At 42.0% G+C, this 22892-nt stretch carries 21 protein-coding genes and 3 pseudogenes; 17 read left to right on the forward strand and 7 right to left on the reverse strand.

From position 1 onward, the window contains the following. Nucleotides 1-34 precede the first annotated feature (34 nt). Entirely contained in the window at nt 35-805 is a 771-nt protein-coding gene (locus ABGV42_RS05350) for a glycosyltransferase (protein ID WP_347380722.1), read from the forward strand. 556 nt (nt 806-1361) lie between these two features. Then, complete coding sequence (locus ABGV42_RS05355) at nt 1362-1646, forward strand: hypothetical protein (protein WP_347380723.1); 285 nt, start codon at nt 1362-1364, stop codon at nt 1644-1646. Between the two features lie 587 nt (nt 1647-2233). Here the strand turns inward: ABGV42_RS05355 and ABGV42_RS05360 are convergent. Then, the gene (locus tag ABGV42_RS05360) at nt 2234-3118 is read right to left on the reverse strand and encodes a LysR family transcriptional regulator (RefSeq protein ID WP_347380724.1); all 885 of its coding nucleotides are present in this window, start codon (nt 3116-3118) and stop codon (nt 2234-2236) included. 141 nt (nt 3119-3259) lie between these two features. Here ABGV42_RS05360 and ABGV42_RS05365 point away from each other — a divergent pair, with 141 nt between their 5' ends. The 11 genes and pseudogenes from ABGV42_RS05365 to ABGV42_RS05415 form a co-directional block, all read left to right on the forward strand. Then, entirely contained in the window at nt 3260-3799 is a 540-nt protein-coding gene (locus ABGV42_RS05365) for a prolyl-tRNA synthetase associated domain-containing protein (protein WP_347380725.1), read from the forward strand. A 21-nt stretch (nt 3800-3820) separates the two neighbouring features. Then, nucleotides 3821-4741 carry a DMT family transporter gene (locus ABGV42_RS05370; RefSeq protein WP_347380726.1) on the forward strand — a complete coding sequence of 307 codons (921 nt, stop codon included), beginning with the start codon at nt 3821-3823 and terminating at the stop codon, nt 4739-4741. 416 nt (nt 4742-5157) lie between these two features. After that, nucleotides 5158-5649 carry a MarR family winged helix-turn-helix transcriptional regulator gene (locus ABGV42_RS05375; RefSeq protein ID WP_307535844.1) on the forward strand — a complete coding sequence of 164 codons (492 nt, stop codon included), beginning with the start codon at nt 5158-5160 and terminating at the stop codon, nt 5647-5649. A gap of 174 nt (nt 5650-5823) precedes the next feature. After that, complete coding sequence (locus ABGV42_RS05380; protein WP_347380727.1) at nt 5824-6642, forward strand: SDR family oxidoreductase; 819 nt, start codon at nt 5824-5826, stop codon at nt 6640-6642. Nucleotides 6643-6890: 248 nt separating this feature from the next. Then, nucleotides 6891-7402, forward strand: a pseudogene (locus ABGV42_RS05385) (galactokinase family protein); the annotation flags it as partial. 759 nt (nt 7403-8161) lie between these two features. Next, complete coding sequence (locus ABGV42_RS05390; protein WP_347380728.1) at nt 8162-8434, forward strand: hypothetical protein; 273 nt, start codon at nt 8162-8164, stop codon at nt 8432-8434. 275 nt (nt 8435-8709) lie between these two features. Beyond that, a complete protein-coding gene (locus tag ABGV42_RS05395; RefSeq protein WP_347380729.1) occupies nt 8710-9624 on the forward strand; it encodes a phosphotransferase in 915 nt (304 codons plus the stop codon). 597 nt (nt 9625-10221) lie between these two features. Then, the gene (locus ABGV42_RS05400; RefSeq protein ID WP_347380730.1) at nt 10222-10536 is read left to right on the forward strand and encodes a PadR family transcriptional regulator; all 315 of its coding nucleotides are present in this window, start codon (nt 10222-10224) and stop codon (nt 10534-10536) included. Nucleotides 10537-10554: 18 nt separating this feature from the next. Further along, the gene (locus tag ABGV42_RS05405; protein ID WP_347380731.1) at nt 10555-11199 is read left to right on the forward strand and encodes a hypothetical protein; all 645 of its coding nucleotides are present in this window, start codon (nt 10555-10557) and stop codon (nt 11197-11199) included. 22 nt (nt 11200-11221) lie between these two features. After that, nucleotides 11222-11833, forward strand: coding sequence for a DedA family protein (locus ABGV42_RS05410; protein WP_347380732.1), 612 nt, complete (start codon nt 11222-11224; stop codon nt 11831-11833). A 49-nt stretch (nt 11834-11882) separates the two neighbouring features. After that, nucleotides 11883-12137 (forward strand): annotated as a pseudogene (locus tag ABGV42_RS05415) (transposase); the annotation flags it as partial. Nucleotides 12138-12722: 585 nt separating this feature from the next. On the opposite strand, the gene ABGV42_RS05420 reads toward ABGV42_RS05415, so the two are convergent. The 4 genes from ABGV42_RS05420 to ABGV42_RS05435 are packed head-to-tail and all read right to left on the reverse strand — an operon-like array spanning nt 12723 to nt 17675. After that, nucleotides 12723-13337, reverse strand: a complete 615-nt coding sequence (locus ABGV42_RS05420; RefSeq protein WP_347380734.1) for a response regulator transcription factor — start codon at nt 13335-13337, stop codon at nt 12723-12725. Then, complete coding sequence (locus ABGV42_RS05425) at nt 13315-14925, reverse strand: sensor histidine kinase (RefSeq protein ID WP_347380735.1); 1611 nt, start codon at nt 14923-14925, stop codon at nt 13315-13317. Before ABGV42_RS05425 ends, ABGV42_RS05420 begins: the two co-directional genes overlap by 23 nt. Before the next feature lie 23 nt (nt 14926-14948). Further along, nucleotides 14949-16913, reverse strand: a complete 1965-nt coding sequence (locus ABGV42_RS05430; protein ID WP_347383146.1) for an ABC transporter permease — start codon at nt 16911-16913, stop codon at nt 14949-14951. Nucleotides 16914-16925: 12 nt separating this feature from the next. Beyond that, on the reverse strand, nt 16926-17675 hold the full coding sequence (locus tag ABGV42_RS05435; protein ID WP_347380736.1) for an ABC transporter ATP-binding protein: 750 nt from the start codon (nt 17673-17675) through the stop codon (nt 16926-16928). 473 nt (nt 17676-18148) lie between these two features. On the opposite strand from ABGV42_RS05435, the gene ABGV42_RS05440 reads away from it, so the two are divergent. After that, nucleotides 18149-18667, forward strand: a complete 519-nt coding sequence (locus ABGV42_RS05440) for an RNA polymerase sigma factor (RefSeq protein WP_347380737.1) — start codon at nt 18149-18151, stop codon at nt 18665-18667. Beyond that, complete coding sequence (locus ABGV42_RS05445; RefSeq protein WP_347380738.1) at nt 18651-20264, forward strand: DUF4179 domain-containing protein; 1614 nt, start codon at nt 18651-18653, stop codon at nt 20262-20264. Before ABGV42_RS05440 ends, ABGV42_RS05445 begins: the two co-directional genes overlap by 17 nt. A 264-nt stretch (nt 20265-20528) precedes the next feature. Here the strand turns inward: ABGV42_RS05445 and ABGV42_RS05450 are convergent, their stop codons facing one another. Then, nucleotides 20529-20765 carry a PepSY domain-containing protein gene (locus tag ABGV42_RS05450; RefSeq protein ID WP_347380739.1) on the reverse strand — a complete coding sequence of 79 codons (237 nt, stop codon included), beginning with the start codon at nt 20763-20765 and terminating at the stop codon, nt 20529-20531. A gap of 29 nt (nt 20766-20794) precedes the next feature. Next, nucleotides 20795-21562: a hypothetical protein gene (locus ABGV42_RS05455; protein ID WP_347380740.1), complete on the reverse strand. Its 768-nt coding sequence runs from the start codon at nt 21560-21562 to the stop codon at nt 20795-20797. A 739-nt stretch (nt 21563-22301) separates the two neighbouring features. Between ABGV42_RS05455 and ABGV42_RS05460 the strand changes: the two genes are divergently transcribed. Together ABGV42_RS05460 and ABGV42_RS05465 are read left to right on the forward strand one after the other, a co-directional pair. Continuing rightward, complete coding sequence (locus ABGV42_RS05460; protein ID WP_347380741.1) at nt 22302-22814, forward strand: LLM class flavin-dependent oxidoreductase; 513 nt, start codon at nt 22302-22304, stop codon at nt 22812-22814. Next, nucleotides 22796-22870 (forward strand): annotated as a pseudogene (locus ABGV42_RS05465) (IS200/IS605 family transposase); the annotation flags it as partial. The gene ABGV42_RS05460 and the pseudogene ABGV42_RS05465, both read left to right, overlap by 19 nt. Nucleotides 22871-22892: the final 22 nt, after the last annotated feature.

Raw genomic sequence — 22892 nt, forward strand, 5'->3', positions numbered from 1 at the left:
GATCATTCCTGAACATCAAAGGAGGGCTATGCGCGTGTCTAAGGAAAAAAAACTCATTGTAGAAATGCTCTTTAATAACTGGGGAGCGACAGCGGATCGACTGACTATGCGATGGATAGAATATAGAATAGATTTATTCATGAAATATGCACTCAAAAGCCTACTCCTTCAATCTTCTCAGGATTTTACCTGCTATGTGCTGTATGATCCGAAGTCAGAGAAGCTTATAAATGAGATACTAAAAAAGTATCCTTCCCTGCCTTCCAATATCTGTTTTGTAACACCTAAAGATTACCAGTCTCATATTATCCGAGATATTGAAAAGTTCAAGTATTTGTACCGTGTGTATCTGTCCAGTGACGATATGTATCACCAAGATTTTATCAAAAAGCTGCACGCCTATAAACCTCACAAAGATACGGTTGCCTTAATACCGCAATACGGTTACATCTACGACTCGGTACAAAAGCGGCTGGGAAAATTTTTTTTCTGGCTTCCCAGCTACGGTGTAACTATTATCAAAGTGGATGAGTATTTGAGAGGACAAGCGGCCCGTTATACCTGGCGCGATGCATTTAAGGTTCCCAGGGAATTCATTCATATCAACGAACCAATATGGATTAATCATATTCATGGACAGAACACAGGTACAACTTTTGCCAATGCACTGACCTGGAAAATAGCAAATGTTCATGATGCTTGTACGTTGGAGCCTTGGAATAACAATAAACAACCTAAAGCTGCTTTCGGTCCTGAGATCACAGAGCCAAATGAGATCGAACAGATCCTAAACCGCTTTTTCTAACTGTGCGCTCCATATTTTCCTTGACCGTTCGGTTGTTGACGCTTTTGCCAAGAGCTTGGTTCCATTCTTGGTTACATCAGTTTAAGCTCTTCGGTACATGTGCATTTCATGAAGATAAACTTATTGATACCTGCCCAAATTGTTTGCAGACAATACCCTTCTAATTGTCTAACAAACAACTGGAAAATGCTTTTCAATGTAAGTGTGGATATAGCCTTGCTACCCTTCGTTTTTCAAATTGGAACGATTGGAAGGAGCCCCCTCAAATAAATCAGTCCATTCTCAGCTGGCTTCAACTAAACGAAATGGATTGTTCATGAACAGCATTGTAATTTAAAATTGTTACTTCAAAATGAGCCAGAAGAAATTAAATATTTTGATCCAATAGAATCTATTCAGCAAGATTATTTTTATTCAAACTTGTTTCGAAAAGAACAGCAAAAAATTTGCTCAAATGCGTTTCAAATAGTAGAAGAAAGATTATTCTATTCCAAGAATTCCTTGGGAACCATCAGGACTGCATCACTCAATTAATGGAGCTAAGAAAAGAGGATGCATGTCTGATTTCCCAGCAATTTGCCCCTATGCATATGCCTATGTTTTTTGGAGAAAATCATTATTGATGGAAGAGAATTTTTATGGATTTAATCCTTTCAGTAATGAATTGATTTCTACTACAGCTCCTTTATTAATTGAAGAGCATTTAGAGCACTTTACAACACAACTTATAAATTATCAAATAAAGATGCACAATAGTATTGATAGAAGAATTATATTGTGGGTTCTTGAAAAATTAGTCACTCAATATAGTGAAACCTCTTCAGTGCATGGTTTGATATAGCAGGGAAGGGATGTGAAGAAATAATTGTTCCTCCATGGAAAGAAGTCATTAAATGAGAGATCGGGCGTTTCTGATTATTGCTCTCAAGTGTCGTATTAATGAGTAGAAAACTTATGTCGAGTACCATCACGTTAAAATGAGTCGCTGATTAACCAATACGATTGCCTATATCAAAATGAAAATATTCGACTCAACATTAAAGAAATGAGTTCTTATACACCACAAGCAGTTGAGCTGATGCTCAGAGGTAGCAGCACTAAACCCTAAGTTCAAATAGAATTGTGGCCACTATAATAGATAATGTAGTGGCCACATCTTTGTCCCGGTATGTTGAAAAATGTCGAAAGACAAGAACATGGTCCCATTGAAGTCGCTATTTTATCGGCTTTTTTATTTTATCGGTACAAGTTCTTGTCCCGAACCAAGGACAAGAACTTGTACCGATTGCCGGAATGGATAAGAACATAGTCCGATTGCCGATTAGGCGTATGTCTAATCGTTATTTTTAATTCATTAAGCTAACGGGCTGGTTAGATTAATGTTGCTTTATAAAAAATCCTTCTTTTCTACTCAAAAAATCTAAGTAATTATGAGTTTTCAGTAATATTTCTATATTGTAGATAATTTAAAAACCGTTTGAGAGCAAGAGAGGTAGAGTTTTTATCTTTCATTGCTAGGCCAATTTTACGGTAGGCTGGGAATTCAAGTTCTTTTACAACAATTCGATAGGGGGTACGTTTTAAAATAAGTTCAGGAAGAATACTGATCCCTAACCCACTTTCCACCATCGACATGATGGCATAATCGTCCCATGTCGTAAAATGAACTTTTGGTGTAATATTACATCGCTCAAAAATTTCTGAAATTTCAGCTTTTGCACCCTTCTCTAAGAGCATAAACGGATCTTCACCTAATGCTTTGACAGGAAAACGATCACAGCTCGCCATGGAGTGGTTTTCCGGTATGATCACAAGCAACTTGTCTTCCTCTAAAAATGTCGTGTCAAGTTTGGTTTGTGTGGGGAGCCTTAGAAAGCCACAATCCACACGACCTTCCGAAATCCAGCTTTCAATCTCCGTATAATCACCCAGTAAAAGTTCATAGTCAATGTTCGGATATTCTTTTTGAAATGCTTTGATTATATTGGGAAGCCAATGCGTAGCCACGCTTGAAAATGTTCCAATCCGTATAATCCCAGATTGGAGTCCATGTAGTTCGTCAATTTGGGATTGTAGTTTCTCATATTCATTGCATACACTCTTCGCATAAGGAAGTACTTTAAGACCCTCGGAAGTCAGACGTACGCCAGAGCGATCGCGTTCTAGAAGGGATATTTTCCATTCTGATTCTAAATCGTTGATCATCCGGCTGATACCCGACTGTGAATAATTCAACATTTCGGCTGCTTTGGTAAAGCTTCCGTATTCAACAGTTTTAATTAAGGCTAAATATTTCTGAATATTCTTATCCATATCCTTTGTTCTCCTCTCTGTATCTGGTTTTGTCATGATAAACATGATAAACAGTCGCTTTTGTAATAGTGAAAACGATGATACACTTTTATTCAAACAAACACAAATATAAAAAATCTACAGTATGAAAGGATCTTATACATGTTTTTTATAAGTGATATTTTAACCTCAACGCCGGAGAAGTACCTGACACAACTACAAGAAAAAACTTATGAAACATTAGAAAATCTACAAATATCTTTTGAGCGCGTAAATACAGATGAAGCAATCTCTATGGAGGACTGTATTGAAATTAATGAAAAACTAAATGTAAATATGGTGAAGACACTTTTTCTTTGTAATAGACAACAAACCCAATTCTATTTACTTATTACTACAGCTGGTAAGCAATTTAAAGCTAAAGACTTTAGCAATCAACTTGGTATTTCTCGTGTGTCATTTGCTTCGGCTGATCAATTGGAACATTTGATAGGTGTGAAAGTAGGTGCTGCAACTATTTTTGGTGTCTTATTGGATAAAGATCAAGTTGTTCAAGTTGTACTTGACGAAGACATAGTGGCCCAAGAATGGTATGGATGTAGCGACGGGACAACGACAGGCTATATGAAAATTAGAACATCGGATGTAATCCATAAATTCTTACCTTACACTGACCATTTACCAAAAGTGATACAAATTTAAGAAAGTGAAGCGATACAAAAAATGAAAGAAACAATTTATTTCCTTATATCGATGATTATCTTTGGTGCAGTTGGCGTGTTCGCAAAATATATAGATTTGTCTTCAAGTAAGATTGCACTATTTTTAAGCTTAGTTGGTGCCCTGTTCCTTTTAATCATTTTCGTTTCTTCAAAGCAAAAAATGCCGTGGCAACAAGTGAAAAAAAATGCTGTTGCTTTAATCTTTGCAAGTATGGCCCTCAGTGGAAACTGGATTTTTCTTTTCCAAGCATATAAGGAGACTACCATTGCTAATGCGGCATTAAGTTACTATTTTGCACCTGTTTTAGTTGTAACACTCTCCCCTCTGGTGTTAAAAGAAAAGATGTCTTACAAAAAGGCAGTATGTATTATCGTTGCTCTGCTCGGGCTTTTCCTCATTTTGCATAATGGTAGGATGCAGACTAATGGACATCATCTCATCGGTATCGGTTATGGATTAGTGGCTGCCGGTTTCTATACCGGATTGACTCTGATTAACAAGTTTATTCGTGGTCTAGATGGATTAGCAAATACGCTCTTGCAGCTGGGACTATCCGTTATTATGTTAATTCCATTTGTATTGATTACAGAGGGTAGCACTGTTTATTCGGTTGACAGCACCACAGTAATATTGATGCTTGTTTTAGGTATCTTTCATGGTGGTATTGGTTTTTATCTTTTCTTCGCAGGAATGAAGGGACTTAATGGCCAGAGCATCGCTGTATTGAGTTACGTTGATCCCTTAACCTCTCTTTTTATTTCAATCTTGATTATTGGTGAGAAGATGACTTTTCAACAACTTATTGGCGCTGTCTTGCTATTGTGTGCGATTTGGATAGGAGAAGCAGGTAAAAGAAGGAGAAAAACAATTACCAAATTGATTGTGAATGATTCTGTGAATGACGATGGTGCATTAAACTAACGGGAAACGATAGCGTAATAAAACAAAGAAAGCAGCAGGTCAAAGTGATCAGCTGCTTTTGTTAAACTAACGGGCAGGTTAGTTACATTAATAACTGATACAACAGTAGAAGTGCTTATAGTGGTTAATTAGTTAAATGCTCTTGAGGTTCTTTGATTAAAGCTCTGTTAATTTCTTGATTATTCATTCTTTTCTTGTACATATTTTATTTTGTAGAGATCTGAAACTTCTAAACTTTATATTCGTAAAAATAGGAATATCATAATAAAGGAATAAAACGGCTACCTTTAATCGACGAAGTCCAGCATGCGAGCGTTTTGATTTTCATAGAAAAGAAATGATTTGACATTTTCTATGGGGTAAGTTATCTTTGCCCATATAGTTAAGCTATTAACTAAATGGAGATGACAGAACACATGGATAATCTGCAAGAAGAGAACTTACTGCCAATTGATCCTAAACAAGATACGCTGCAAGAATATTTGCTTAGTCTGCCGCTGCCCAATGAAGCTTTTTTTACGATGGTTGAGGCGACTGCCAATCTGGTGGCCGTGTCGGAGAAATACTGGCAATCCCAAGGGCTGAATGGAGCAAGAATTCGCATACTTGTAGAGATTGCAAAAGATGGTGGAACGATGCTGCCTTCAGTCCTTGCCGAAAAAATCGGTGTCACCAAGGCCAACATTAGCTTGCTGCTGACTCCGCTGGAGCGTGATGGATACATTGCGAGGGCTGAACATGCCCGAGATGGTCGCAAGACGGTGATTTCCATTACCGATGCAGGACGGACATTATTGAGGGAGCATCTACCGGGTAACCGTGAAACTGTGGCTTTACAAATGGGCAAGTTGGATGAACAGGAGCAGCATCAGTTGATTGTTCTGTTACAGAAGCTGAACAGGTCTTGATCCTTAATACACTTTAAAACGAATCTAAGACCAGTCGATTCTGAGGCAGGATATGTTTGGAAAGGGATGGGATTGGTTCAGCGAGGAATGTGTTGTAGTCCAGTGAATCACTCTGTTCATTTAGTTAATAACTTAACTACTTGATGCAATTCATTTACAGGAGGGAAAAGCAGGATGACGATCATGATCACAGGAGCCACAGGACAACTAGGCAATCTGATTATTGCAAATCTGCTAGTCCGGGTCCCCGCTACAGAAATTATCGCAGGTGTCCGTAATGGGGGGATGTCCGCAACCTTAAAAGCTTTAAAGGATCAGGGTGGGGAGGTTCGCTGTATTGACTATGATAGGCCGGAAACGCTACAGAAAGCCTTTGCCGGTGTGAATAAATTGCTGCTGATTTCCAGCTCACATACCGATGATACAGTCCGGCTAACTCAACATACAAGTGTAATCAATGCGGCGAAGAACGCTGGAGTTGAACATATCCTTTATACCAGTTTTGCTTTCCCACAGACGAGTCTTAAAGGTTCGAGTAGCGTGCATAGACTTACCGAGCAGGTCATATTTGATTCGGGGATGAAGTATACGATTTTGCGCAATGGGCTGTATATTGATTTTGTGAATGTCCTTGGACTACAGGAGGCGATACAAAGTGGCGTGCTAACAACTTCAGCCGGAGATTGGCGGTTTAATGCGGTTACACGCAGTGATCTTGCACGAGCCATTGCGAACGTGCTTGCAGAGAAAGGGCATGAGCAGAGGATATATGAGTTGGCCGCGCCAAAGACTTGGAACTTTGCTGATCTGGCTGAGGTGCTCACAGCATTGGCGGATAAACCTGTCATGCACATCGAGGATGTGTCGGTACAGCATTGGATCTATCCTTTTTTAAGCAGTATTGATACCGGATCTACGTCTAAGGACCTTGAGCAATTGATGGGCAAACCAATAACTTCGTTGGAGGAGAGCATTGCACCTTTTCTGAATTAATCAATTTACATTGGAGTGACGTTAAGCCCGTCGCTTAGCCCGAAGTGGATTGGATCAGTGCCAATGGTTGTGTAGTCATTAATAATCCTCTTATGGATATGCAGCATTTAATTTTCTATGTGAATGATGAACGATAGCGGGATTACTTCATGCCCGTTTACTTTTCCATTATCTCAGCTTCGTCCGAAAAGGTAGGGTAGAATTGAAAGTTTGTAAGCGTTTTTTAAGTTGATGTCTTCACAATCATGTATTTTGGCGTACAAGAGGGCAGCAAGTTATTCAGCGCGGCTGGACGCAGCGAAATCGGGGGCAACCATATGGATCATAACCATGGTAAGGTGCTCGCGGGCAGTATTACGCTGGATACGATTGCGGTGGCTGCGCCAACGACAGATTCGGTAATTACCTTTTATTCGGAAGGTTATGACCAGAAATATGTAATCGATCTCACGGATTTGGCACCGAAGGCGGGAGACGATGGCACTACGGCTTTGATTCGGGGAGTTCGGAATATAAGGTGGGTGGCTTCCAGGTCTACATCTCTAGTAACGTATTCTCGGCGTCGGGGCTGAGCTCGTCGGCATCGTTCGAGATGCTGATCTGTACGATTTTGAATCATTTATACAACGAGAGTACGCTGGATGTCGTAACTCTGGCGAAGATTGGTCAATACGCGGAGAATCACTATTGGAACAAACCGTCCGGTTTGCTGGATCAGATGGCTTGTGCCTATGGAGGGCTGATTGCAATTGATTTTGAAATTGGGTAAACAAGATCCGAGATGGACCTAAAGAAGTATTTTCGCTTGAGGCACTCGACACTTTTTATTAAAACGGGTTTAGACCAAATCAAATTTTGCATCATTATCAAACATCTATTCTTCTTCATTTTCTTTTATCTCTCAAAGTAATAAGGATCCACAGAAATAGGAGGTAAACTATCCATGCCATCCACTGCTGTAATCATGATCGATAATACGATAGACAAATCAATTTCATAAGCTGTTTTTAACATTTGGCCGTTCGTATCCTTAAGTACACGAATACGGGGATGGTGTGGGACATGTGGGTCGATTGCTGTAACGACACCAATCTCACCAGTACTCAGTGTTATGGAGATAGCAATGGGATAGGTTGCTGTCGAGGGACAGGCGGCTTTTTTGTTTTATCGGTACAAATTCTTGTCCCGAGCCAAGGACAAGAACTTGTACCGATTCCCGTATTGGACAAGAACATGTTCCTATTACCGATTAGATGAATATCTAAGTGCGGGGTTTTATAACCGTTAATTCATTAAACTAACGGGCAGGATAGCGTGGCGATTAACTCAAAAAGTGGATTATTATAATGATGCTGGGAACTCGCACATTTAATGCAATTGGAGAAGGGGTGGAAGTACTGATATTATACGATATGGCCCAACACTATTAGTTTGAGATACCAAATGCCCAACCTGAACAATGATTAATTAGCATGCACAAGTGTAGCGGGATTAAAGTCGAAAAGTGGGGACGACAAATTTGGGTGTAAATACAAAGGGAAAAAGAAAGATCGTTCATGGCGGAAGAAGTTATTATTGGTACGACAAAGAAGATGATGAAGATTACGGACGAATTAAACTTTTTATTGTTACAGATGATAAAAAATTTATCGTCTCTTACGAAGTTGACCAATCCCAAAAAGAACGAATACCCTTCATCGTAATTATAGGCATAGAGTTTGCCGGGTTAGAAAATGGTGACGTAAAGGATGGGTTAGAGTACAGACGCCTTTGTGGGATGACGATGTTATAGCGCCAGGTCTGGTAAAAAACATAATTGAATGGGGTCTGATGGATAAAGATAGTCTCATATTCGTGGATTGGGCGGGAAATGTAATTCACTGATTTGAATCCCGTCTTCTTAGTCAACAACATTTATTAAATTAACGGGAAACGATACTAAATAAAACCAATAAAGCAGCTGATTCATGTGATCGGCTGCTTTTGTTCAACTAACGGACAGTTATGCGTAACTTCCAGGGAATGTAAACATCTAAATAATGTAAGGAATGAGGAGGCAGACAATTCATGGGAGGAACGAATGTATGGGATGCGGAGTGGGAGGTTAACGAAGAGCAGGCGCGGACGCTGATCGGCAGACAATTCCCTCAGCTGTCATCGAAGCAAGTAAAGCGATTGGGCTGGGGCTGGGACAATACGGTTTTTCTCATCGGTGACGAGTACGTGTTCCGGTTTCCAAGAAGAACGATTGCGGTTGGCTCGATTTGCATGGAAAGGAAGCTGCTGCCGAAGCTGGAGGCATATATGACCATCCCCTATCCGAAACCGTTGTTTTATGGCGAAGCAAGTGACGAATACCCGGCACCATTTCTTGGCCATGCCTACGTGCCAGGAGATTTCCCAATCGGTTTGACGGAAGAATGCCGGGCTTTATCGGCAGAGACGTTGGCGAAATTTTTACGGAGATTGCATGAGTTTCCGGTGCAGGCGGCGCTGAAGTGCGGAGTTCAGCAAGATCATCGAAACTTGACGGACATAGCATCGCGCAAAGTGAAATTGGAGGGCTTTCTATCGAAGGTGGCTGAACACTTGTCGCCGGAGGAGTCCGGTGTGATCGAAGCGTATATTAGCAGGCTGCAAAAGGACCGTGTTGAGGTGGTGAATGCACTGCTACATGGCGATCTTCATTTCAAAAATATGCTTGTGAATGAGAACGGGATCGTAACCGGCATCATTGATTGGGGCGATCTGAACGTAGGCCATCCGGCTTGTGATTTGAGCGTTGCTTATAGCTTTTTACCACCTTACGCTCGCGGCGTGTTTTTCGAAACGTACGGAGGAGCGGACGAGGAAACGAAGCTGCTGGCGCGGCTGATCGCGGTATACATCCCCATACTGATCTTAATGCAAGCGGTCGATGACGGGAATGAAGCGATTGCGGTAGAGGCGAAATCCAACATCATGCGGGCACTGTCGGATTAGGCTCATTATTTCGTTGCGGCTATGGGGCTAGGCTATCGGCACCATTTTGTCGTTTAAAGGCCGCGATAAGGTACGATCCGCCTTCTCTGATGCCGCTTCATGTTGAGGAACACGAAATTCAACAGAGTAAGTCATTGCGCTAACGGGAAACGTTAGTTCAACAACAAAGCGTAGTCTATGACTTTATTTTCTCGTTCAGAGCTGCAGTCGTTTGAAATATTCGGGGTAGTCTAAAACTTATTTCTCAATACCTGAAGCTTATTCAAACTCTGAAATCTCGTCAGATCAACAACGGCAGTCTAATACTTTTTTTTCTTTCAACAGTTAACATGATGACAGTTTTTCTCATTGAAGACTCCTCCTGAAGTAAAAAATATGTGCTCCTTCATTATCAGTAAAACAAATGCCGTTAAATAGGTATAAAAATTGCCCTTGTATATAACTTGTTAAGTTAGCAGAAGGATTACCTTGGCCCCTGGATTATATTTTGGAAATCATAAAGAAAAAATGTCTGTCAGTACCTTGCATTATTAAGTAATATATTTTAAGATCGTTATGTACTCAATAATATTGAGTAATTAATCTGGAGGGAATGCCATGAATGCGGAAATGCTCAAAGGAACGATCGATCTCCTCATTTTGTCTGTATTGGTCAGGCAGGACAATTACGGTTACGAAATCTCCAAGGCCATTAAAGAACAAACGGAGGGGGCATTCGAAATCCAGGAAGCCACGCTGTATCTTTCTTTGAAGCGTCTGGAAAAGCAAGGAGCGATTTCAGCATATTGGGGGGATCAAAGTCATGGAGGCCGGCGCAAATATTATTCGGTCACCGAAGATGGCAAGCGATTGTTTGCCAAGTTCATTATGGACTGGAAGACTACAACCGAGATCGTGAATCGGTTCATTTGAACCCGGGAGGTGAGTATAATGATGATTTTTTTACGGAAAGCATTCAGTTTGGGAGAAATAAGGTTCGGGTGGATCTTGCTGCTCTCGATCGCGATCTGCAGCATTACGTTCTTTTACGACGAGTATTTTAATCCTGAGGACCAATTTTGGTTGGCGTTATCTTATTATGTCTCTTTCACGTTGGCATTGGTGTGGAGTTTGACGAACTATGTGAGACATATTCAGATGAATAGTCTATACCGCAGGCAAAATGATATCCATACTTACGTTGCCCAGCTTGCTTTAAATAAAGAGGATAAACTGGAACTCCAGAATTATCTGGAAGATTTCGCAGCGGATCTGGAGCGGCAAGGAAGGCCGAAAGAGGAGGCTGCCAAAGAGGCCATTAACCAGTTTAAAGTCAAAGAATTCCTGTCGATGTCCAAACATACGCGGCCTTTCGAAATCCACGGGCATCATTATTTGATGGGTTACGCTTTGCTTGCGTTCGCCGCGGCATGCTTGTTAACCATCATTGATCAGATGACTACCCAAGAAATATTGTTCCTGTATATTATGCAGGTTGTATTGGCCGTTTACGGCGTATGCTTCATCGCGCTGTTTGTTCTATATAAAACGTTCGATAAATTCCTTTACCAGAAAGTGAAGGAGTATTTTTCTTGAAAAAGCTAAGGGGTGTGCCAATATGGAACATTGGATAACCGAAATTATGGATGCGTATGGTTACCTGGGCGTTTTTCTGCTCATCGCATTGGAAAATCTGTTTCCCCCCATTCCTTCGGAAGTCATTCTTACCTTTGGCGGGTTCATGACCACCAAATCGGGTCTGAGCATATTCGGAGTCATCGCTGCCGCAACCGCCGGCTCGGTCGCAGGAGCAATCTGCCTCTATGGGGTCGGGAAAATGTTATCTGTAAACAGGCTGGAAACACTCATCTTGAGATATGGAAAATTTCTGCGTTTGAAACCCGAAGATATCCGGAAGTCATATGACTGGTTCGATCGGCATGGATCATGGGCCGTTTTTCTGGGTCGTCTTGTACCTTTGATTCGCAGCCTCATCTCCGTTCCTGCCGGAAGCACCGGGATGAGTTTTCTGCCTTTCCTTGTCCTGACAACGATTGGTTCATTGATCTGGAATACGGCTCTCGTATATTTGGGTTCGGCAGTCGGAGCTTCCTGGGAGAAGATCGTGGGTTACATGGACTTGTATTCCAATGCCGTATATGTCCTTCTGGCACTGGGAGCAGCCGTGATTGGTATATTATTTTTGCGCAAGCGGGTTCTCAAAAGCTAGGACCCAACATACTTCAAACGCTACACCAATCAAAATATAAAGCCATTGAAAGCAAGGCATGAGCAAACTGGACAACTGGGAATACAACGAGGAAGAGGATACATGGACATGTGCGGCTGGACGCAAGCAATGGTTTCGCTATGAAAGCAGCACAAAAGACATAAAAAAACAATCGGGATTCAGACGTTTTCTGATTCGAGGCCTGCGAAAAGTGAGCCTTGAGGTCGGGTGGCTATCGCTCGCCTACAATCTGCTCAAGAAGGCGGTAATAGACCGAAAGCGAGAAAGGGCGGTGCAGGGATGACCTCCCTGGCACCGCCCTTTCTTTCATTTGGCTGATTTTTTCATAGAGTGAACTGTCTTATGAAGCGCCAGAGAAGTACTTATGGGACAACCCATTTTTTATGGCCGTAAAGGTATACCTTTACAGACGATAGAGAACAGAAAAATGTTCAAAAAATAAATATTAATTACTCATGATGGCTCATTAAGCTAACGGGCAGGTTAAATTAATGACTTCGCGAAAACTTCATACATATTTGCGAGTATATCGGAAGGTTTGCCGTTACTCAAGAAGAGCAGCCAGGCCTGCTAGCGTGGATCTCAGTCCTTCTTCATGCTCATTAATGAATTTTATGGTTGTAACAAATCAGGCTAATGATATTGCTAAAAATGCAATTACGTGTAAATGAACAAATGATACAACAGGAGTTTAACGTCAACCAGAAGTCTGTTACTTGCACCGACAAACCTGAATCAAAGGATGAAACCTATGCATTTAAATATAAATACTATAATAAGGATGGTAAGAAGATTGGAGATTAAGTAACAAGGCTAAATGTTTGTTAAACTAACGGGCAGGACAATGGGGAGCATACTTGTGCTCGCTTTAGTTTGTCTTAAAAATAGGCTGAATGTAACCCAGTTGAATTCCTTTTGAAACAGCTTCCAGCGAGGAGGAGACTTTCAGCTTTTCAAAAATATGCTGCAGATGGTTTGAGACCGTTCGTTCACTGATATAGAGCATGCCAGCTATTTCCCTGCGTTTATATCCATCGCTTAACAGCTGAAGAATCTGCTTCTCACTGTCTGTCAGCGTCTCGATAAATTCGATGGAAGTGGGGAAATGAAGCAGCCCGTTCTGGATATCCAGCAGGGCTTGAACAACCTCTTCGGGGTCCATATGTTTATTCAGAAAACCTTTGGCCCCTATTTTTTGCGCCTCATACCGGTATACCGGCAGATCATAGCCGGTCAGCATCACGATGTTGGCTTCCGGAACTTCATGCAGTATTTGCTTGGCAAGCAGAATCCCGTCCTCATTCCCGGAGGAACTTAAGTGGATGTCCATCAATATAATGTCGGGCTGCTCCCTCTTGATGACGGAAACCGCTTCGGATACGTTCGATACGGATTGAAATCTCTCGATTTCCGGAGTGCCTTCCAAAGCGATTTCCAGACTTTTGGCAAACAGGGCATGATCATCGATCAAAATAATGCGCATAAGATCCTTCTCCTTTCATTGGAAAGTATACCTTCACTGACAGACCTCCACCAGGGGCCGAGTCCAGGATGATTGAACCGTCGATCAGAGCGAGCTGTTCCCGAATCGACTGCATACCTTTCGGCATTCCCGTCCTGTTAGGATCAGATGGCTTTAAGCCTATGCCGTTATCTTGTACCATTAACTCCACATGGCCTGTATTCAGAGAGAGCTTGATGTAGAGAGAGGTTCCTTTCGAGTGTTTTAAGGCATTGGTGGTAAGCTCTTTAAGCACTCGATACACGATATAGTTGTAAGGCTCAACCAAGAAAAAGGTATCTTCGCAATCAAATGAAATGTTAAATCTTCTCGTTGGATACGTCTGCTGAACCATGCTCAAAAGATTTCTCAGATTTTCCTTGAAAGTCAAAGTATTAAGCAGGGTGGGATGATATTCCTGCATCTGCTGCCGGATCGACAGGTTCAGACGGTCCAGCGCTTCCATGATCAAGCTGCGGACATCCGGCCGGTCCGATTTGTTCATCATATTCCGAACAGACAGCAAGTCCTGAAGGATGTCGTCATGCAGATAATGCGAAAAATCTCTTTTGATCGATTCCTCCCGTTCGATTTGATGCAGAGACCTTGCATAATAGCTGTCCATACTCCTCATCGAATTTTCGCTGGCCTCGTCTGACCGTTTCTTAGCGTGAAGATACAACAATAGAGCATATACTTGTATGCATACGAGCAGGCCGTGAGCGATGACAAAATATTCGCTTGGCTGAAGCCGCAGCAGCAGGGCAATCGAGCTAAACCAACCCACCGTCCCGAACAAAAGGGCCAGCGCCCTTTTCCCTCGAAACAGCATGACAGGCAGGTCCCCGGCATATGTAAATGCAATTCGGTGGATGCTGAACAAGGGCAGGATAAGAAGCGGGTAGACTCCAAGTCCCTCGACATATTCCGGTTGTGTTCCAAAGCACAGCACATAGCCGACAAATATCGCAGCTGCCGCCAAGGCCGAAGCGCCAAACTGCTTCCATTCGCTCCGGAGAACAAACAGGATTCGCTTTCGATGCACATAACATAGGAAGACGCCTGCTCCAAAGCTAAGCAATAGCTGAACTAGAAAAAGTAAATGAAACCATGAATCCCGGATCACGCCTGCCAGCAGCGTTATAACGCATGTCGCTTTTAATAAGAGGTCCGTCTGCTTTTGGTACATGTAAGCCGAATCTTGAAAGAAAAAAGCGAATATAAACCGGTAGGAGACGTATAAAAGTACCGAACCAGAGAAAGAGAGCAGTTTGGTTAACTGCTCCTCTCCCGAATCGATGCTCCATAATGTGTACCAGCCCGATAAGATTAACAACCATGTAAACCGGGTCAATACACCGCTATTTTTCAAATTTATGTTGCTGATGTATATGGCGTCCGCGGCGATTAAAGTCATTAGGACCAACAGGATGACGTCTGCAACGGCGGTAACACTCCGAAGTCCGGACAAATGCCCGTAAGCGAGGTAAAAGATAATCATCAGCTCATTCGCGATGAGTATCATTTGTCTGTACAGGTAGCTGTTTTTTATCTGGTTCGCCTCCTTCAACGATAACCTTACAGCGAATTGAATTAACGGGGAAATGCGGCCCGGTAACAAGCTCTCTTGGTAATGAAATAATAAAGGCAGAATATAACTCCGGCAATGGCCAAGGCCATTGCGACCGGTACGATAATTTGATGGCTTTGGCCAAGGACATCGTCGATGAGCAGCGATTTATAGCAGACCAACCCGCAAATGCTATGGACAAAACCGATCCCGAACGGGATGGCATACATGACTTGAATCTGCCTCCGTATCATTTTCTGGATCTTCCTCTTACTGTAACCCATTTTGCTGAGAATTTCATAATCCTTCTGCTCATAAGTAACTGCAGAGATGTTATGAAAATACAGGATGCTGCCAGCCGCAATGAAAAAGAGCACCGTCAGAAAACCGAGCAATAAAAAGGTGGAGCTGTTAGCGTACATGATTTCATAGGTTCGGGCATAGGCGCTGGCAAAATAAGGATTGTCCTTCAATAGGGGCTGCAGTGCCTCATAAGCCGTCTTGCTTTGCCTTAAGTCCGGACCATCTATGCTCATGACAGAAAACTCGGGGAGTTTGTGATCTGCTAACCGATAATACAATTCATCGGAGATGACCAGGATGCCTACGCTGATGTTAAAGCCGACGGGGTTGGCCAGCGTTGTGTCCCGGACTGTGACATCAAGCGACTGGTTGTCCGGAAGGGAGAGCCGATAGATTTGGCCGACATCCTTCTTTTCCGGATCGGAACGATATTTTACCAAAAGGGCGCTATTCGTTTCCAGTTGCTTGTGGCCTATTTTCCTACCTTGTTGAGCCAGCAGCCGGTTATAGTCGGACAAAGCGATCAATTCAAATCCCGGCTCCTTGCCCAGTGTGTATTCGGTAGGTAGATTGTCCGACTGGGAACGAACGTTCAAAAAGGTTGTTTGAAGAGCTTCATACTGACCGGGGCCAATTACCTCATGTAATGCTTGAATAGCCCGTTCAGCCTGTTCTGGCTTCTCAACCGGGAATTCCATTGCGGAAGGAATGATTCGGGTTATTGCCGCCACGGGATAATACATAGTTAATGCCGTAGAACCGAATACCCCTAAAGTGCCCGCAATTAGCAAAGATAGCATAATTAAGGTTTTAGCGTTTGTCCGGATTCGGTATATAAATTTGGGTATCGTGACAATAGCAATTTCTTTGTACAGCAGGCTTTTCCGCTTTTCCAGCTTGCGCATGAGATATGGTACAAAAGAGTAAATAAACAATGAAGTACCGGCTGTAATCAGCATCACCATGAGTAGACCCATAGGACTTACGCCAATAGATTTCCATAGAGATTCTTTTCCTCGTATCGCATCAATGGCCACCCAATCACCTGCAATGATGAGCAAGAGACCCAATACAGCAGCGGGAACTCGGATCTTGATCGGTTTTTCGACTGCCTTTTCAAGCCGGACAAGACTTAACAGTGTCGTTTTACGAAGTAGTCTCCAATTCGAAAAGCTTAGGGCAAGAACAACCACAAAGACAAATACTAGACTGTAGAACACGGCTTTTCCGTTAAATAACGGAATGATGCCGGAGTTGATCCTCAAATCGAGCAGCATAGAGATGCCGCTTACGATTCCTTTGTGGGCAAAACCACCCATTATGATACCGATGAGAAGTGCTCCTATGCAGATCAGGATGTTCTCGAAGGTCAGTAATTTCAGCATCGCGGACTTTCGATATCCCAGCAGCGCATAAATGCCCAGCTCTTTCATTCTGCGTTTCATAAAGAATGTATTGGAATAGGACATATAGAATAATACAAAAGCCATTAAAAAGACGGAGATGGTCCGAGTCATTGTTTCTACGCGGCCGTCTTCCGAAATTTTCTCCATCATGATGTCATTCATCGAGAACGACACGAAGGTGAAAAATACCGTCAAAATAAAAGCGACCGAGAACAGGTATAGAGAGTAGAACGACAGATTCTTCCTTACATTTTTAAAAGCTATGGTTGTTAATTTCATCATTGCACCTCTTCAGCGGGATTCGTCCAACAGCGCGATCTGCTCCAGAATGGTCTCATAAAAGCTGCGCCGGTCTCGATCCATGCGGTTAAGCTCATTGAATATCCGTCCGTCTTTAAATATCAGGATTCGCTTGGCAAAGCTTGCCGCGTAAGCGTCGTGAGTAACCATCATAATCGTTGTACCCAATTCCTCGTTAGCTTCGCTTAAGGTACGCAGCAGTTCGGTTGCTGAACTGGAATCCAGTGCTCCGGTCGGTTCATCTGCGAATAAGATCGCCGGTTTCTTGACAATGGCTCTTGCTGCTGCAACTCTCTGCTTCTGTCCGCCGGAGAGTTCGCTCGGGTATTTCCCAAGCTGCTGGGATATGCCGAAGCGCTCGGCTAAAGCTCGTATGGAGCGATCGATTTCTGCCGCAGGGAGCCCCTGCAAAGCTAGTGGGACAGCAATGTTCTCCATAACCGTTAAACTGTCCAGCAAGAAGTATTCCTGAAATATAAACCCGAGATGTTCATTGCGAAAATCGGCAGAACGAGTATCGTCCAGATCGCTGATATCAATGTCGTTAATGGTGATTTGTCCTCCGCTTGGCATGTCGATGGTGGACAATACATTAAGCAGTGTAGTTTTTCCTGAGCCGGAAGCCCCCATGATGCCGATGAACTCTCCGGCGTGAACTTCAAAAGTTATTCCGTTCAAGGCAGGTCTTTGTCCGGGACTGTAGAGTTTGGTCACGCCCTTTGCGTGTAACAGGCTGTGCATAACATTCTTCCTTTCTGTAAGTTCGTTCAAGATACACGATATCTTTTTTTTGACAAAAGGACATGAGCAATTCACGCAAAAAATGATTGAAACTAAATCACTTAATTTAGCTGAACAAACAATAAGATGGACAAAACGAGAGAAAAAAGTGATAGTACCCGAGTAGTCATTTGATCTGTTGAACTAGCAAGAAAACATTAGCACTAAAAACCAATGGGCAGCTGATCAACAGCTTTTTTTTGTTATACTAACAGGCAGGTTAGTTAAACAACAGCAGAGAATTATATCTTATAAAAAGTATTTATTTGCTCGCGAAACATTCTTGTAATGTATGAACATAGTACAACTCAAAGACGCTAATTCAGCGTCTTTTTTTATAGAATCAAGGACTTTCCTGAGTTGTGTAACCAAAATGAACGATTACATAACCTTATCAGTCTTATGTATGAGAAAACAAAAGGGGGTGCTAGAGAATGAATGATCGAGAGATTTTCGAAATGTATAAAGAGCATGTTTATTATTTTTGTTACTATTTAATGAAAAATGAAGCTGATGCTGAGGATATTTGCCAAGAAGTATTTGTCAAAGTAATCATGGCAGACAGAACTAAGGTAAGGAATTTGAAATCTTGGATATTAAGAATTGCCTCAAATGAATGTAACAGTATTTTGAGAAGACGTAAAACAGGATGGATGAAAGAAGTGCGGCATTATTTGTTATCCAAAACTCAAGACTACAACCCTGTCGAAGAATGCTTAAACCAACGAGAAACGAAGGATGAGCTACAAGGGCTATATAGTGAGCTCCCTGACAAAATTAGAATGGTGGTTGTCCTTCGATTTATCAACGAATTGACTGTTCCAGAAATTTCAAAAGTAATGAACATACCAGTAGGAACTGCAAAATCCAGACTAAGCAAGGGACTAAAACTTCTTAATAAAATGGTTGAACCTCAACTAAAGGAGATGAGAAGTAATGAATCGTTTTATTGAAAAGGTTAAGGAGACTCCTCAGCCGGATTATGACTTAATGTGGACAGCCATAGAAAAGGAAGCACATAATCGCCGAGTCAATTTGCGAACTTTTCAGAAGACTACTCGGCAACGTGGTAAAGTTATTCCTATCAGTATCGTCTTCTCTTGTTTTTTACTTGTCGCCATCCCTGTGTTTGCTAGTGTGACGATTGATTGGGAGCGAATCGGAGGAGGTAACGTAGCAAAAGCGTTAAACAACGGAATTGGTCAGCAATACGATCTACAATCTTCCAGTTCTGGTGTGACCATGAATTTGAACGGCGTTGTGACTGATGGAGAAAAAATGAAGATGCTCATATCTCTGGACACTTCATTTGATCTGAAGCAATATACAGGATTTGCCACAGAGATAAATACCATGAAAAGTGAAAACGGATCGAAGATGAAAGTATATGGTTACTTAGGATACGATCCGACTAGTCAGAAACTCATTGGGGTCTATGAAACACCTGATACCTTAAAGGATAAAACCAAAGAATATTCGTTTGAAGCCCAAAATCTTATTTTATACCGTGATCGGGAGCTTCCCTTAAATTCTAATCACCAAGCTGGAGATACAATTGTGACAGGAGTTGCACAATATCCTTCAATTCGTATCGAATCCGTTAGACAGGATAATAATCAAACGGTTATCCGCTATAAAGTCGCTGCCTCACCATCTGACTTTGGACGTGGTAATCCTCATTTAGTAGTTCAAACCAGTGAGAACGAATTAAACGCAATTCCAACTATTTTACCGAGCGAAGATAAAGATCTGTTAATTGAGCAGGTATTCAATATGACCAAAGCAGAGTGGACGGACGCTAATATTCATTTCAGTTACATCGAAGAAGCCAAGCAGATATTGGGAACTTGGAAGTTTGACTTTAAAGCAGATGGCCAAAAAGCAAGTGAGGCTCTTTACACTAGAAAATTACTTACTAGGTCTGAATTTCAAAAAAAATCAGCCATCACTTTGGAACAACTTGTGATTACTCCTTTAGATGTTCAAATTCTAATAAACGAAGAAGGTTCTCTAAAGAATGGAATAGTTCATTACAACACTGCACAATTGGCTATAGGGGATAGCATAATTACTGGAGGGAGAAATTTGAAAGAAGACCTTCCGGGAAGCTTTCAGCATTTAATTCAATTTGAATCTCCGGAGTGGTATAAAAACTGGTCTGATGTTCCAATGAAGCTGATATTAAAAGATGCTGTCGTTGAGAAACGGGATACGACTAAAAACTGGATTACTTTAGATAAACCAAAACAAGAAAAGCAATATACCAAACTCAATGTTGATGGATTTGAGATTCAGTTCACGTATTATACAGAAGGGGAAAGTTTGATTGTAGAATCACACTCCGAATCTCCAGGCTTTAGGGGTGTGAACCAAACTACTTTACGGATCAACGGCAAAGAAGTCGTACCTGAAATTACACCTAAGGGAATGGTATCTATAGGAATAAATATTGACAGCTATAGTGGTATTCCATTGGATGAGATAATCGAACTAAACCCCGGTATTTATAAATACACCGATCCAGATCGGGATGTAGAAGTTGAACTATAACTCAGCTAAAATCCTAAAGAGAGTCCACATTATTGGGCTCTCTTAGTGGCATAAATTTTCCGTATATGTAACGAATAAAAAATAAGTAATTAGAAATTCTATGATTCGTTAAACTAACGGGAAACGTTACTGTAAATCGACCTGGACAACCCGCAGACATACCGAAGGTTCCGTGCACGAAAGAAGTGCTGACCCAAGATTGGCACACAAAAACGAGGCACCCCGCGGCGAAGCTATTCGCGGGGCTGCCTCGTTTTGTTGTGGTTACAAGTTATAATCAATGCCTTCGCCAGCGCCTGTGCGGGCGTTTGCGTATACGTGAGAAACGCCTTCGATCCCAGTGACGGGAAATGCATATACGAGCTTGTCGTTGTGGAGCTCCAGCTTTGGCTTACCTGAGGCCTTTACTTTTGGGCCAAGCTTCGCGGAGGCTTGCTCCGCTGTCAGCTTCGGGTGAATGGGGAAGGTTTTATTTGTAATGGGAAAAATAATTAGACGCATCAAAGCTCTTCAACGTACCGGTATTGCGATCAAATTGCCATACGACTTTCATCTGCGAAATGGAAACTTGCTCCCGGACCGGAATATACGTGAGAGGTTTCTTTTATCTCTTTCGCTACTAATGTCAGACGTTCGTCAGACCAACGAGCCATCCAGGCGTCCGCAACTGCAATAACCTGCTTTAAGTCCATAGATTGCCCTGCAGCTGTATCATTGGAAATCGAGCCCTTGCGTCTAACTTGGAGCACGTGTCCGCTTTTACTTAGTGTTGCAGTATAGGAGCTGGTTGATTTTCCATCAGTGTCCGATAACCTGAAATCCATGACTTCTCCGAACTCGGGGCTGCTCCCGCCAGAGGCTATGTGGACGATTTGCTTACCTGCTCCTTTATTCCAAGCCTCTCCCATGAAGATTTTCGCTTTGGCCGCAAGCTCCGTAGCCTTATAAGTGGTTTCACCGGCGAAAACGGTTCCTGGCTTCAAAGGTATGTAAGGATTTTGGTTGTACAGAAACTCGTTAAAGGCTTTATTTCCATACGTGGAGACCGAGTCGAGCTGAGACAAAGCTTCTTCCATTTCAGTTGATATCTGTTGTACATCTGATGAAGAGGAATCAACAGCTTTCTTTCTCACCTGTTTGAGATACGGGCGGGCGGTCTTCGCGAACGTTCTCAAACGCTGAATTTGTTCTAATTGATCCGGGTTGAGCGAGATTCCCTTCTCGCTGGCGGGATAGGCCAAGTAGCAGCTGCCGTCCGTGATGAACGACTCATACGAGGACCAAGATGGAAAGTTCATTGTAGCGGAGGCACTCCTTACATATTGCAAGATAACATTGGCACTTTCAATCGCAGATTGAAGGGCTGCTTGCCGATCTGTAAACGTAGATGCCGCAAGGGACTCTGCAAGCGCATTAGTCGAATTCGCGCAAGTAGATCGATTGCATATGCGACCCGTATTGCGTATTACGCCTCCCATTGTCGATTATTCTGATGCTCCGTATAACTGAAATACGTACCCGCTAGTGTCGTCACGCAAAGCAGGCCCAATGATGGATTTGGTGCGAACGTTCATGTCAATTAAAACTCCCGTCTTTGTCTTCATAATGCTTATCCACTTTAACAAAGATGAGAACACAGTTTAATGAGTAAATTTTACCAATACAAATCGCTAGTCCATTGCACCAACTCTTCATGCATGAGGCTGATGAAAAGTACATTAGAGGTGGGGAATAATATCATTAGGACATGAGATTATTCACGTTAATTTTCGTTTAATCTTTTACGAATACTAGGAGATTGAACTAACGTAGAAACGAGGGCTCAATAAAAACAAGAAGGTAGCTGAATTAATTATTATGATTGCTGTTATGATTGAATACAATAGTTAATTGGAGAAATAAGTCTAAGTAACTATGTTATCGATGGGGATAACGAATCTTCTTAAAGTCAGTGAAGTAATAGATAATACTTTTGATAGACAGACACAGTTAATACCTAGTCACTTGACTGGGTATTTTTTGTTTGAATAACGAACAATGCTAGGCTCATCCGATGGTGGCTTAAGCTTAGCGGCAAAATTTGGTTTGAAATTCGCTTTTGCAGGTCAATTAAACCCTCGTCAAGACGTTCAATTATTAAAGCAATATAAACATCGCTTTGAAGCGAAAGGTCATGAAGAAAAGCCATATAGCATTTTATCGAAATTTATTTTCGTGGCGGACACTGAGGAAGAGGCAAAGCTAGCGGCATTACCCGCTGAAATTAGCTGGATGAGAATGTATAAGGGTTCAAAAACAGAAGAACTGCAATTAATATCGGTGGAAGAAGCTGCTAACTATGAATTTACTCCACTTGAACTAGCCATCCGTGAACAAAATAAAGGGCGTTTTATTATTGGGAATCCCGAGCAAGTTAAAACACAAATTCAAGAACTTGAACGTACAGCACTCATCGACGATTACATTTGCCAAAGTATGTGGTACTGTCGCGGGACAAGAACATTGTGTCATTTCGGATTAGTTGGTTATCTAAAGGGAAAAGTTCGCTAATTATATTCGAGAAGCATGCCCAGCTCAAGTATAAATATGGAAATCGGCGGCTTTTCGTATTATCAGGTTAGCCAGTTA

Source organism: Paenibacillus pabuli, from assembly GCF_039831995.1.
In the GTDB taxonomy this organism is placed as follows: domain Bacteria; phylum Bacillota; class Bacilli; order Paenibacillales; family Paenibacillaceae; genus Paenibacillus; species Paenibacillus pabuli_C.